Source organism: uncultured Succiniclasticum sp. (assembly GCF_902793885.1).
Classification (GTDB): Bacteria; Bacillota; Negativicutes; order Acidaminococcales; family Acidaminococcaceae; genus Succiniclasticum.
Map to the genome: position 1 here is coordinate 420 of NZ_CADBFF010000019.1, position 14,005 is coordinate 14,424.

At 50.2% G+C, this 14,005-nt stretch carries 11 protein-coding genes; 1 reads left to right on the top strand and 10 read right to left on the bottom strand.

The genetic code is table 11. The annotated features are described in order from the left end of the window. The 10 genes from QZV31_RS09470 to QZV31_RS09515 form a co-directional block, all read right to left on the bottom strand. On the bottom strand, nt 1–224 hold a 224-nt coding region (locus QZV31_RS09470; RefSeq protein ID WP_295359907.1), incomplete at its 3' end, for a hypothetical protein. Nucleotides 225–344: 120 nt separating this feature from the next. Then, complete coding sequence (locus tag QZV31_RS09475) at nt 345–1,538, bottom strand: pyridoxal phosphate-dependent aminotransferase (RefSeq protein WP_295359909.1); 1,194 nt, start codon at nt 1,536–1,538, stop codon at nt 345–347. 324 nt (nt 1,539–1,862) lie between these two features. Next, complete coding sequence (locus tag QZV31_RS09480) at nt 1,863–2,825, bottom strand: DMT family transporter (protein WP_295359910.1); 963 nt, start codon at nt 2,823–2,825, stop codon at nt 1,863–1,865. Nucleotides 2,826–2,903: 78 nt separating this feature from the next. Then, the gene (locus tag QZV31_RS09485; protein ID WP_295359911.1) at nt 2,904–3,803 is read right to left on the bottom strand and encodes a metallophosphoesterase; all 900 of its coding nucleotides are present in this window, start codon (nt 3,801–3,803) and stop codon (nt 2,904–2,906) included. 253 nt (nt 3,804–4,056) lie between these two features. Next, nucleotides 4,057–4,827 carry a GTP-sensing pleiotropic transcriptional regulator CodY gene (gene codY, locus QZV31_RS09490; protein ID WP_295359913.1) on the bottom strand — a complete coding sequence of 257 codons (771 nt, stop codon included), beginning with the start codon at nt 4,825–4,827 and terminating at the stop codon, nt 4,057–4,059. A gap of 33 nt (nt 4,828–4,860) precedes the next feature. Next, on the bottom strand, nt 4,861–5,778 hold the full coding sequence (xerC, locus tag QZV31_RS09495) for a tyrosine recombinase XerC (protein WP_256324754.1): 918 nt from the start codon (nt 5,776–5,778) through the stop codon (nt 4,861–4,863). A gap of 197 nt (nt 5,779–5,975) precedes the next feature. Beyond that, complete coding sequence (gene trmFO, locus QZV31_RS09500; RefSeq protein WP_295359915.1) at nt 5,976–7,322, bottom strand: methylenetetrahydrofolate--tRNA-(uracil(54)-C(5))-methyltransferase (FADH(2)-oxidizing) TrmFO; 1,347 nt, start codon at nt 7,320–7,322, stop codon at nt 5,976–5,978. Nucleotides 7,323–7,418: 96 nt separating this feature from the next. Beyond that, on the bottom strand, nt 7,419–9,662 hold the full coding sequence (gene topA, locus QZV31_RS09505) for a type I DNA topoisomerase (RefSeq protein WP_295359917.1): 2,244 nt from the start codon (nt 9,660–9,662) through the stop codon (nt 7,419–7,421). Between the two features lie 128 nt (nt 9,663–9,790). Then, nucleotides 9,791–10,897 carry a DNA-processing protein DprA gene (dprA, locus tag QZV31_RS09510; protein ID WP_295359919.1) on the bottom strand — a complete coding sequence of 369 codons (1,107 nt, stop codon included), beginning with the start codon at nt 10,895–10,897 and terminating at the stop codon, nt 9,791–9,793. 209 nt (nt 10,898–11,106) lie between these two features. Next, complete coding sequence (locus QZV31_RS09515; RefSeq protein ID WP_295359921.1) at nt 11,107–12,399, bottom strand: glycosyltransferase; 1,293 nt, start codon at nt 12,397–12,399, stop codon at nt 11,107–11,109. Nucleotides 12,400–12,650: 251 nt separating this feature from the next. Here QZV31_RS09515 and hydF point away from each other — a divergent pair, with 251 nt between their 5' ends. Next, complete coding sequence (hydF, locus tag QZV31_RS09520; protein ID WP_295359923.1) at nt 12,651–13,982, top strand: [FeFe] hydrogenase H-cluster maturation GTPase HydF; 1,332 nt, start codon at nt 12,651–12,653, stop codon at nt 13,980–13,982. Nucleotides 13,983–14,005 lie beyond the last annotated feature (23 nt).

Below are 14,005 nucleotides of genomic sequence, written 5' to 3' on the forward strand. Positions count from 1 at the left end.
TTGCTATGTGATAAACTTTTTACATCATCTTGCATGATAAAACCTCCTGTGTTGATAGTGTGGTTGCCAGGCCACATCAATCTTAACACAGGAGGTTTTCTCTTCCGTTTACTAAAGTATTTTTTACCGACCCCCGGTTGAACCGGGGGTTTATTGGCGCTAAAGCCCCAAATATAACAGGCAGCTGGTTTAACGCCAACTGCCTGTTTTTTTATTTGATTCAATCAGCGATATCTTTCACAATCCTGATGCAAATGAGTCTGATGCAATTCAGTTCAGCAAATCCCTGTTTTTTTCATTCGGATTTGAAACCCTGAATACTGGTTTACGATTGTTCCCGCTCATCAGATTTTGCGTCCCGGATACTGTTTTACGGCTTCAGCCAACAACGCCATCGCCTTTTCCAAATCTTCACAGTTGAGCACGTAGGCCAGGCGGGCTTCATCCACACCTTTCCCCGGTGTCGCGTAAAATCCGTTGCCAGGCGCGATCATAACCGTTTCGCCGTTCATGTCAAAGTCCTGCAGCATCCAGATGGCAAATTTTTCCGCATCGTCTACCGGGAACTTGACCATTACATAGAACGCCCCTTTCGGCTGGGACGAAACCAGGCCGGGAATCTTTGCCAGTCCGGCCGCAATGGTATCACGGCGTTTTTTGTACTCTTTGTTAACCTCTTCCAGATACGAAGCCGGCGTATCGTACAAGGCTGCCGCACCCACCTGTTCTACTGCCGGAGCACACAGACGGGCCTGGCACAGTTTCATAAACTGGGCACACAGCTCGGTGTTTTTCGTGATGATGCAACCGATACGGGCGCCGCAGGCGCTGTACCGTTTGGAAACGGAGTCCACCAGGATCAGGTTCTGTTCCAGCTCTTTGTAGGTGCCAAAGCTGGTATACGTTCCGTCATAGACAAATTCACGATACACTTCGTCGGAAATCAGAGCAATGTTGTACTTTTTGATAACTTCCGCAATCATATCCATTTCCTGTTTGTTATAGACTACGCCGGTAGGATTGCCCGGGTTGGTCAGCAGGATAGCTCTGGTTTTATCATTAATGTATTTTTCCACAGTTGCCTGATCCGGCAGGCGGTACCCGTCCTCCGCACTGGTAGGAACGGCCGTAATTTTAGCGGTGCCCAGTTTGGCAAAGGTCGTATAATTTGCATAATACGGCTCAAACACCAGAATCTCATCCCCGGGATCGCACAGACTGAACACTGCCATTTCCAGGGCTTCGCTGCCGCCATTGGTAATATAGATATTCTTGGTTTCGTAATGCATGCCCCAATCGTCATAATATTTCTGAATTGCTTTGATCAGGTTGGGATCGCCCTGGGAATTGCCATAAGCAACAACCTTCTGGTCAAACTTACGGATAGCTTCCATAAACTTTGGCGAAGTAGCAATGTCCGGCTGCCCGATATTCAGGTGATAAATCTTCTTCCCTTTCTGTTTGGCTGCTTCTGCGTAAGGCGCCAGCTTCCGAATCGGAGAAGTCTCCATTCCCAGCGCCCGTTCCGAAATCTTCATGTTCTTTTCCCCCTATTTCACAGTTGTTATAAGGAAACACAATGCAATCCGCTTTCTAAAAAATGTTCTCCCTATAGATATCAATTATAAAGCATGCATGGGCAAGCCGCAAAAAAAATAGTGTAATAGATATTACACTATTTGTAAAAACGAAGCGGGTTTATTAAAAGTATATTGTACACAAAATACGATGAGCCATGTCCAGTTCATCCCAGTATGATGTACCGTCTACTGAATTATTTTACTGTCTCCCGACAAGTATTGCCTTATTATACCATCTCCTGACGACTCTCACCGGATATCAGGAACACACGGATATTATCTTCAGGTCTCGCCCCGTTCCGGCAACGGAATCTGCACCAAGATCGTAGCCGTAAACATCACCACGCACCCCAACAGTTCCCGGGAACTCATCTGCTCACCCAGCAAGAGCGCTCCGGCAATCACGGCAAAAACAGACTCCAGGCTCATGAGCAGCGAAGCAATGGTAGGATCTGTAAACTTCTGGGCGACAATCTGCAATGTATAGCCGATGCCGCCTGAAACCACGCCGCAGTACAAAATCGGAACGGCGGCAGACACGATGCCTGCCCAGTGGGGCGTTTCGATACAGAACGCTATCCCGGCGGAAACAATCGCTGCCGTGGTAAACTGGATGGCAGCCAGTTCAATGGGGTTGACCCGTTTCACAAAGTAATCGCAGCACAAAATGTGCCCGCTGAACATCAGCGCACAGATGCAGACCAGCATATCGCCAAGGGTCAGGCTGAAATCTTCTTTCACACATAACAGATACATGCCGCCCACACCAATAAACACGGCCAGCCATACCAGCCAGGAATTTTTCTTTTTAAACAAAAGAAAATTCAGAATCGGCACAAGCAGCATATACATGGCCGTAATAAACCCGGCCTTGCCTGCGGTCGTATACACTACGCCCATCTGTTGGAACACACTGCCCGCCGTTAAAAACAGACCGCAGCAGATACCTCCTGTTACTGTCTGACTGCATGTCAGTGCACTTACATTTTCATTCGCCGCAGCGTTGTCTGCTGCCGCAGGGGCAGACAGGCCGGCAGTGCCGTCAGGAAAAACATCCTTATTTTTTCTCTGCCGCAACCCAAACGCCAGCGCGCCGACCATCACCGCAGCCAGAGCCATACGCGCCGCATTAAATGTAATCGGCTCTATACTGTCCATGCCCATGCGCTGGAATACAAAGGCCGTGCCCCAGATCATAGCCGTCAGTAACAACAAAAGATTGCCCAACATTTTTTTATCGTTCATCGTCTGTAGTTCCGTTTAAGTAGCTTAAGAAAACTGAAGAAAAAAACTATGCCGCCCGCATTATCAAGCAATGACAATCTACTTCAATGTGATTACAACAATTTCCGGGGTGCTGCCGATACGCACCGGCGACCCCCACAAACCATAACCGCAGGAAGTGATGCCCATCATGTTGCCGAACTTTTTACTGCCGTAATCCAGCAGGTACATACGTTTCGTTACGAAATTCAGCGGTGCCTGCTGACCGCCGTGGGTATGTCCTGCCATATATAAATCGTAGCCGGCCTTCTCCGCTTCCCAAAAACGCCGGGGCTGATGTTCCAGCAGCAAATTTGCTTTTCCGGGATCTTTGCCCGCCAGTTTTTCCAAGTACGGATTGCGCGGTTCGCTGCGATAATCTTCCAGACCTACCAGGTGAATGTGACAGGGAAGGTCAACCGCTTCATCCACCAGCATATGAAAGCCGACGGAACGAAACAGTTCCAATTCCGTCTGAATCCGCCCGTCAAAATGGTCGTGGTTTCCTAAAATACCATATACGCCGTATTTGCTTTTAATTTTTTGCAGCGGCTCATAGCTCTTTTCCCGTAACAGATAGGTAAGACTGTTGTCCACCTGGTCGCCGCCGAATAAAACCACGTCTGCATTCTGACGGTTAATAAGCTCCGTCAGTTCTACCGCATACTGCCGTCCGAACAGGGAACCCAGATGGATATCCGTCACCAGCACGATTTTCACCGGCTGAGGCAGGTTCTTCCCGGTATCGTGTTCCACTTCCCGTACCACGGGATGCACCGCGTTCCAGGCGCCGTAAACCAGAATTGCCATAACAACCACAAAAGCTCCTTTGGCATACAGGGTATATGCGTGTTGCCAGGCAGCGCCGTTCCCTGCAAGCAACCCGGCCAGCCGCAGCAGTATGTACAAAATTCCTGCGTAAGCAGAATAATGGAAAAACGCCAGCCAGTATCCGCCCAAAAAAGCAAACGGCCTCAATAAACGGGGTTCTATCGCAAGGGACGGTCCCCATACATTGACCGCGCAAAACAGCAGCGGTAAACACAAAAAGAAACACAAAACAAAAGCGTGGTTTAAAAAAGTAAAACCACGCCGGTACATCAGCCAATATAGACCGGTCAGCAGCACGCCCACCGCTGACCAAAAATAGAAAAAGCTTCTCATAGTTTACCGATTTAATCCTCTGACAGTTTTCAAACGCATACTGCTACCGTCAATCCTGATTCCGGATTTCTTCCAGAAGGAATTCGTTTTTAACCTTAATGTAGGTTCCCTTCATTCCCAGCGATTTGGTCTCAATCAGGTTAGCGCTTTCAAATTTACGCATGGCATTGACGATAACAGAACGGGTGATCCCTACCCGGTCCGCAATTTTAGAAGCAACCAGGATACCTTCCGTACCTTTCAGTTCCGCAAGAATATTGACGATTGCTTCCCATTCGGAAAACGAAAGAGTGGAAAACGCAATCTGCACCATTGCCTTTTTGCGCGCATTTTCCTGAACCTGCACCTCGCGTTCCCGCAAAATCTCCACGCCGATCACGGCAGCGGCATATTCCGCCAGTAACAGATCGTCGTCATTAAAGTCCCGGTCATAACGGGCCAGAATCAGCGTTGCAATGCGTTCGCCATTGCCATTAACAGGCACGATGGTAGTCCGCTTCTCCCCATACATGCACTTTTTATCGTCAATAAAAGAGCACATCTGTTCTTTGTGACTTATATTCGAATTGGTCTCCGTCGTTTCCCTTACAAGTTCCATATATTTTTCCGGGAAACGCTGGTCAACCAGCACCATATCGCGCATGACACCACATTCAAATTCATCCAGCAGACTATAGCCCAAAATAGTTCCGTTTACATCTATCACATATACATTGCTGGAAATCAGGTTTTTCAGCAATAATGCAACCTCTTTGTATTTAACACGTTCCCCGTTCTGCATCAGCCGGTTCAGTTTACGGGCCTTCTCCAATAATTTCATTCATGCACCTCCATTTGTAAAGCTTATTGTGATTCACGCTCTCGGGAAATTTTTCTGATACACTTTGTTGATTCTCTCATTGGTAATATGGGTATATATCTGGGTGGTGGATAGGCTTGCATGCCCTAACAGTTCCTGAACGGCACGCAAGTCAGCGCCATGCTCCAGCAGGTGGGTTGCAAAAGTATGCCGGATCGTATGAGGACTGACATTTTTCTGCAGCGCCAGCTTTTGCACATATTTATCCAGAATCCGGCGGACACTCCGGTCTGTCAGAATGCCGCCCCGGTTATTGACAAACACATACTGATGCTCATCTACATGATACTTGGCCATTAACGGAGCCCTGCTTTGGGCATAATAACGAAGCAGCGCATCTTTGCAGGTATGACCGATGGGTACGATACGGTCTTTATTGCCTTTGCCGTGCAACAGGACAAAGAGCCCGCTCAAATCCACATCAGAAAGATGCAGACCCGCCAGTTCCGACACGCGGCAGCCAGTAGCATACAGCATTTCCAGCACAGCCTGGTCACGCAATCCCAACGGTGTGGCATCAGGCAGATCCAAAAGGGAATCGATTTCCGTTTCTTCCAGAAAGACCGGCAGCCTCTTATCCAACTTGGGGGTACGGACCTTGGTAAAAGGATTCTGCCCGATGTGCTCTTCCCGCATTAAAAATTTATAAAAGGAACGCAGGGAAGAAATTCTTCTGGCAATGGTCCGTCTGGCATAATTCTCATGATTCAGCCAGGCAAGATACGAACGGATATGAATGACCTGAATCTCATTCCACGCAAAATCAGTTCCAGCTTTGGCTATCATAAACTGCTCAAAATCGGAAATATCCCTCCGATAATTCTCGCCTGTCAGTCTGGAACCGTTTTTTTCAACTAACAAATAATTATAAAATTTTTCAGCCCATTCTTTGCGCAGCTCTGCTTGCGACAAACAATCCACTCCCTATCAAACCATACCCTGTATAACGATATGTAGTCTCTATAATACTGATTCAATATGAGATAGATTCAACTAATAGTACCACGATTTTTGAAAATAAGCAAACTTATTTTTTTAAAACAACAATGAATTTTTTGAATATTCAAAGTCGTTGGTTTATACAAAAAATTAAGTCGTGTATTCGTACATCAGTGACAATCCAACTCCGAACACCGGGCAATCACCTGTGCAAAAGCATCCAATGCCCTCCGGGACAGCAGCTCGTTCCGGAATCTTCTCTTGCGCACCCGTTTTTCCAGGGCCGGCATGATCCCGTAATTCACATTCATAGGTTGGAAATCCGTAACCGCCGGATTGCTGATGTAATGAGCCAGCGCACCCATAGCCGTAATGTCCGGGAACTCAACCGGAGGCAGCCCTTTTAACGCACAGACCGCCTGAATACCGGTCATTAAGCCGGAAGCTGCCGATTCCACATACCCTTCCACCCCTGTCATCTGTCCGGCAAAAAAGAACCGGGGATTTGTCCGCAGCCGGAAATCCGCATTCAGCAGTTTCGGGGAATTCAGGTATGTATTTTTGTGCATCACGCCGTAGCGCACAAATTCCGCATTTTCCAAGCCGGGAATCATACGGAACACCCGTTTCTGTTCCGGCCATTTCAGATGGGTCTGAAAACCGACCAGATTGTACAGCGTCCCTGCCGCGTTGTCCTGCCGCAGCTGTACCACCGCATACGCTTCTTTTCCATTCCGGGGATCCCGTAAGCCGATGGGCTTCAGCGGACCGAAACGCATGGTATCCTCGCCCCGGTACGCCATCTCCTCAATGGGCATACAGCCTTCAAACACATTATGCTCAAAATCTTTGATCTCAGCGGTTTCCGCCGCTTTCAGTGCTTCATAAAACGCAAGGTACTCTTCCTTTGTATAAAAGGGACAGTTGAGATACGCGGCCTCCCCTTTGTCATACCGGGACGCGCGGTAAATAATATCGTAATTCAGTGAATCCCCTTCCACAATGGGCGCCGCCGCATCAAAGAAATGCAGATATTCCGCCTTGATGATGCGCTGGATTGCCTCGCTCAGCGCCGGGGAAGTCAGGGGACCGCTGGCAAAAATAACGATGCCTTCCAGATTCTCCGGCTCGGTTACTTCTTCTTCCATCACCGTGACCAGCGGATGTTCCCGAATAAAAGTTGTCACTGCTTTGGCGAACAGTTCCCGGTCCACAGCCAGTGCGCCTCCCGCAGGAACCTGGTTAGCGTCCGCAGCCTTCATGATGAGGGAATCCAGACGGCGCATCTCTTCTTTCAGAAGCCCTACCGCGTTTTCCACATTGCCGGCCCGGAAGGAATTGCTGCAGACCAGTTCCGCAAAATATTCGGTTTTATGAGCCGGACTGGTTGTTCCCGGCCGCATTTCATGCAAAATTACCGGAATACCCCGGCGCACAATCTGCCAGGTTGCTTCACTGCCGGCAAGTCCTGCCCCGATCACATGCACCGGCAGGTCCGGAAAGATAGGTTCTGTCATAGGTTCTCCATTTCGTCGTCAGCCGGCGGCACAAACAGTGAGAAAAAGAAGTTTTCTCACTGTTGTCCTGCCAACATATTCTTACCATGCCGGTTCTTATTCTTCCGCTTTTTTAACGGCTGGCTTCCTGCCCCGTTTTTTCGTTCCGGCCGTTTTTGCTTTGGCGGATTTTCTGCGGGTTTTAGTTTTTTTCGTCTTTTCAGCAGCCACGCCGTTTTCCGCTTCCATAAGCGAAGCAGTCGTCACCTTTTTCCTGCGTCCAACCCGCTTCGGCGCTGCATTCGTGCAAGCCGGGTCAGAACAGAAGTATTTTACTTTTCCATTTCCTTCCACCCGTTCCAGCAACTGCTTTCCGCAGACCGGACAGGGTTTTTCGGTAGGTCTGTCCCAGGAGGTAAACTCACAGACAGGATAATGCTCGCAGCCATAGAACACGCGACCCGTCTTTGTCCGCCGCTGTGTTACCTCACCGCCGCAGTTCGGACAGGGCACGCCGATTTTTACCAGCAGCGGTTTCGTATTATGACACTGGGGGAAACCGGAGCAGGCCTGGAACTTGCCGAACCGGCCTTCACGAATGACCATATCCTTGCCGCACAGCTCGCATTTTTCTCCGCTTAACTGCAGCGGAGGCGGATCCTTGGGAATCACCCGGTCCGCTTCTTCCAGCAACTGTTCAAAGGGTTTATAAAAATCAGCCAGTGTCTTTTCCTTTTCCACCTGGTGGGCCGCAATGGCATCCAGTTCATTTTCCATGTGGGCCGAATACGGAATATTGATGATATCACCAAAATGCCCTGTGAGCATATCCGCCACTTTGATGCCCAGTTCCGTAGCCATCAGCTTCTTGCCTTCCCGCGCCACATATCCCCGGGTCTGGATCGTCTGGATAATCGGCGAATAGGTAGAAGGACGTCCGATGCCTTCCTCTTCCATCTTCTTGACCAGGGAAGCTTCTGTGTAATGGGCCGGAGGCTCGGTAAAATGCTGTTCACCGGGCAAAACTTTATGTAAGGTCAATACGGTGCCGGATTTAATAAACGGAACCTCCGCCTGTTTCTCTGCGTTCAGTTCTTTTTTATCCGCCAGACGCAGATGACCGTCAAAGGTCATGACCGAACCGGTGGCTTTTAATTCATAAGCGCCTGCCCCGATGGTCAGCGTCGTCTGTTCGTACTCGGCCGGTGTCATCTGGCTGGCCATGGTACGGTCCCAGATCAGTTTATAAAGACGGAACTGCTCTTTCGTCAGGTACGGTTCCATTTCGGAAGGCGTCCGTGCAACAGACGTAGGACGGATCGCCTCGTGGGCATCCTGCGCGTTTCTCTTATTGGTGAAAACATTGGGTTTCTCCGGGCAGTATTCAGCGCCGAAAAGCTGTGTAACCAGCTCGCGGGTGGATGCCACAGCCTCTTCCGACAGCCGGGTGGAGTCCGTTCTCATATAGGTAATCAGACCGGCAGAACTTTTGCCGATGGTAACACCTTCATACAACTGCTGGGCCACCATCATCGTGCGGCGGGTCGTGAAATTCAGTTTATGGGAAGCTTCCTGCTGCAAGGTGCTGGTAGTGAAAGGCGGCAGCGCGCGGCGGGATACCGTCTTGCGGAACGCAGCTTCCACTTTGTAGGCGGCCTCTTTCAGGTCAGCTTCTACCGCCATAGCTTCCTGTGCATTGTGTACTTCCAGCTTCAGGCCGTTTTTCTTGGTTGCTTCTGCATCAAACAGCGGAGCTTTGGCTTCTTCACGAAGCTTTGCCCTGATGGTCCAGAACTCTTCCGGAACAAATTCGTCAATCTGCTTATCACGGTCAGCAATGATTTTAACCGCTACGGACTGTACGCGGCCAGCGCTTAAGCCTTTGCGCACCTTACGCCACAGCAGCGGGCTCAGTTTGTAACCGACGAGACGGTCGATGATCCGGCGGGTCTGCTGCGCGTCCACCATCGACATATTGATGGAACGGGGATGCTTTAACGCTTCCTTCACGGCGCCGGACGTAATTTCATGGAACTCAATCCGGCAGGGGGATTTATCATCCAGACCCAGGATATGGGCCAGGTGCCAGCTGATGGCTTCCCCTTCCCGGTCAGGGTCAGTTGCCAGATACACTTTATCCGCTTTGGCGGCTTCTGCTTTTAACTCGCGGATTAGGTCGCCCTTGCCGCGGATATTGATGTACTTCGGTGTAAAATCATGCTCCACATCCACGCCCAGCGTGCTCTTGGGCAGATCGCGCAAATGACCCATGGATGCCTTCACTGCATAATTTTTACCTAAAAACCTGGAAATCGTCTTTGATTTGGTCGGTGATTCTACAATAATCAAGTTCTTTTTCATATTTCCTCCCGTAATAAAATATTGGGTAATAACCAGATTTAAGGAAACGCTGATTAAATGAGTTTGTTCGATGACCAAGCAGGCTTTGAACATTGTAACCGGTACCGGCAGTTAGGAACACTTCGTCATCAGCTACAGAAATACTGTTGCGCCGGATTCATCTGCACAAAGCCCATCATCTGCATCTCCAGCAGCATAACGCTGGCCTCCCCGATACTGAAGCCCGACGCATTCACGATCTGTTCCAGCGTCAGCGGTCCCTGTGTCAGCAAGTCCAGAATTTTCCGGTGGGCCTCCGGGCATTTACGTAACGGCACCGCGTCACTGCAGCCGGAAAACAGATTGGAATGCACGCTGCCGCTTAACTCCGGGAACAGTTCCTCCAGAATCTCGTTCGGGGAATCCACCAGACGGGCTCCGGCTTTGATCAATTTGTGAGGCCCGGCGCTTTTATCCGTAAAAATATTGCCGGGAACACAGAACACTTCGCGTCCTTCGTCCATGGCAAACTCCGCCGTAATCAGCGCCCCGCTCCGGGCCGCAGCCTGTACCAGTACCACGCCCTGACTGATGCCATTGATGATCCGGTTGCGTTCCGGGAAATGATACCGTTCCGGCTGTGTTCCGGGCGGATATTCGGACACAAGCGCCCCGTTCTCCGCAATGGCCGCAAATAATTTTGCGTTTGTATGGGGATACACCACATCCACACCGCAGCCCAGCACGGCGACAGTTTTTCCTCCGCCCTGCAGCGCTCCCGCATGGGAGGCCGAATCAATTCCTTTCGCGCCTCCGCTGACAACCACCACACCGGCGGCTGCCAGTGCTTTGCCAAAAGCAGTTGCCACCTTTGTGCCATACGCATCTGCCAGACGGGATCCTACCATGCCGATGCTGTAACGACAGTCCGGCAAGGTTCCCTTTACAAACAAAACCACAGGCGGACGCAGAATCTGCTTCAACCGTTCCGGATACTCCGGACCGGTTACAGGCACAACAGAAATACCCAACCTCTCACACTGCTCCCGCAGCTTTTCCGGAAGGTCCCCGTTGTCCTTTCTGCATTCCGCAAACTGCGCAGCGCTTTTTTCAGAAACAATTCCCGTTGCGAGAATGTCCGCTTCCTCCGCTTCATACAGATTCTGTGCGCTGCCAAAAGCCTTGACCAGCGCCAGTAATCGCGCCGTGCCAATTCCTTTGGCAGCTCCCAGTGCAGCCCAGTAATAGTTTTCCATAAAACCGCCTCTTTTCTTAAATTTGGGTGCCCTTTTTTTCCATATTCATTTTTAATGTTACTTTAATATACATAGCACAACCGCTATCATAAAGTCAATGTGTTTTTCATTTTTCTTCATTAAATAGTAAAAAAGCAGTAATAGAACGGAAGGGAGTACAACGTTTGGAAACAGGGAACAAACACGCTGCTGTGTTTTGCAGCCAACGGTCAGCAGCGATGCAGCGAAACCGTGAACTCCGCAATCTGCTGCGCTGCCTCCGGGTGACCGTACAACGCTTTCTGCTGTTCCTGCCGGCGCAGCCGCTCCGGAACCGGAACCGTCCGTACCTGTTCCAGATATTCTGTCAACTGGCGGAGGTCCGTTACCGCCGCAACGCCGTATTCATTTTGCAAAAACGCAGTGTTCCCCTGCTCCTGCCCGGGCAGCGGCCGATAAATCAACAGGTTGGCCCCGCAGGCCAGACACTCGGCCAGGGAAATTCCCCCCGCCTTGGTAACGACCACGTCCGCCGCCTGCATCAGCTGCGGCATACAGTCTGTAAAACCAAGGACCTGCAGGCGGGACTGCATTGTTTCATCTTCCGCGCCAGCAGCCACAGAATGATTTGTAAACGTGTGGCACAGGGCTTCCAGTTTTTTCCGCAACGTATCATTATGCCCGGTAACCGCCACAATATGAACCGGTTCAGACTGTCTGGCCAACAGGCTCCGCACAATTTCTTCCATCGGAAGCATACCGCCCCCGCCGCCGGCTAACAGACAGACAAACGCATCCTCGGGCCAGCCGTATTTTTTTCGTACAGCGGTTCGCGACTCCGCAACGGTATTTTGCAACGCAAACCCGCTGCGAACCGGAATGCCGCTGGCAAAAAGCGCAGGGGCTGCTTCCGGTTGTTTTTCATTTTCTGCCTGCGGTTTGCCATTGTTGTCACCGGAACAGGAACCAGAAACATCAGCCTTCACGTCGCAATGTTCCGCAGCATCGTTTATCTGTCCAAACAGTTTTTCATCCGCCACAAAATAAGCGTCCACCCCAGGACACACAAGCCAGCGATGCACCGTAAAATCGGTTATCACGACGCCCAGCCACAAATCCGGGTCGTACTTCTGCTTGTACAATGAGAGTATCCCCGTTGGCGTCGCGTGGGTGCTGAACACCACATCCGGCTTAACCGCTTCAATAAATGCTTTGCCCAGGCGAAGCAAAATTCCGTTGAGCAGATTACGCATCCACAGGGAACCGCCGCCCTGGTTACTCCAGCGGTAGGACAGTTCATAAAGGAACGGGCAAAATTTCAGAACGGTTCCGTAAAAATTCAGAAACGCTTTTCCGATGACGGAGGGAAAGAAATCAAACACGTTCCCCTGCACCACTTCTACGTTTTTCAGGCGCAGCAACGCTTCCTCCAGCGCAACGGCAGCCATCCGGTGGCCGCTGCCGATGGGGGCGGACATAATCAGTATCTTCAGTTTTTTGTTGCTGCCCGTTTCTCTTTCCATATATTTTTTACCTGACCGATGTGTTACGCAAACACTTTCAAAGCGCCTTTGTAACCATCAGCACGCTTTACAAACTATCTGAAACAGAATTCTCTTATCCTATTGTTGATTTGCCAACACATGTTATAATGTTGTAAGCAAACACGCTATACTATACAATATCTTGAGAAATATTGCAATATGCTTTTTGTATTAAATAGGTACAATCTTTATATTTTTCGGATATGTAACCTGACAGAAAAGGAGAAATCATGAGCAGTTTAAACGCAACCCCGGCAGGTGAACGGGTCCATATCGGTTTATTCGGAAAACGCAATGCAGGCAAGTCCAGTCTGATCAACGCCCTGACCGGGCAGAAACTGGCGGTGGTGGCAGACGTGCCGGGCACCACCACCGACCCGGTATTGAAAGCCATGGAACTGTTGCCCTTAGGCCCGGTGTTGATGATGGACACCGCCGGCATCGACGACAGCGGCGAACTGGGACAGCTTCGCGTGCAGAAATCTTTGCAGGTGTTAAACAAAACCGACATCGCCATCCTGGTCATCGACAGCACCGCCGGCATTACAGACGAAGATTTAAAAATGCTGCAGCGCATCCAGGACAAGGAACTGTCCTGCGTGGTTGTGTTTACGAAAGCGGATGTGGCAGAGAAAAACGAAGCCAACGTTTCAGAAACAACTGCATCAAAACAATTTAAGCCAAACGAAACGCAAGAAAAGGCCGCCAGGGAAGCAAAGCAAAACACAATGCAGGGCAATGCTGCACCGGATGCAAAAATTAACGCTATTACCTCCTCCATTCCGCTAATTTCCGTCAGCTCCACTACGGGGAAAAATATCAAAGAACTGAAAGAACTGTTAGCCCATCTGGTGCCCCAAAAGAAAGCGCCTTTCCCCATCTGTGCCGATTTACTCAAGCCGGAAGATCAGGTACTACTGGTAACGCCCATTGACAGCGCCGCACCCAAAGGCCGTCTCATTCTGCCCCAGCAGCAGACCATCCGCGACATCATCGACAGCGATGCCGTAGCTGTCATCACAAAGGAAAACCATGTGGGCAGCGCACTAAAAAATATGAAAAGGCCGCCGGCGATGGTCATCACCGACAGCCAGGCATTCGGTAAAGTCAATCAGGCGGTGCCGCAGGAAATTAAGCTTACCTCTTTTTCTATTTTAATGGCCCGTCACAAAGGTAATCTGGAACAGGCCGTGCTGGGCGTGGCGGCCCTGAAACAACTGCATGACGGCGACCGTATTCTGATTTCCGAAGGCTGTACCCATCACCGCCAGTGCGGCGACATCGGCACGGAAAAGCTGCCGAAATGGATTCAGGATTTTACCGGAAAGCATTTTAACTTTTCCTGGACCAGCGGCACGGAATTCCCCACCGACCTGTCCCTGTACAAACTGATTATCCACTGCGGCGGCTGTATGCTGAACGAACGGGAAATGCAGTATCGGTACCGCTGCGCTGCGGACCAGAACGTACCCATGACTAACTACGGACTGTGCATCGCCTACACTCACGGAATTTTAAAACGCTCGTTAAGCGTGTTCCCGGATTTGGCGGAAAAACTGTAACGTTTAATTGTCTTTTTAGAATA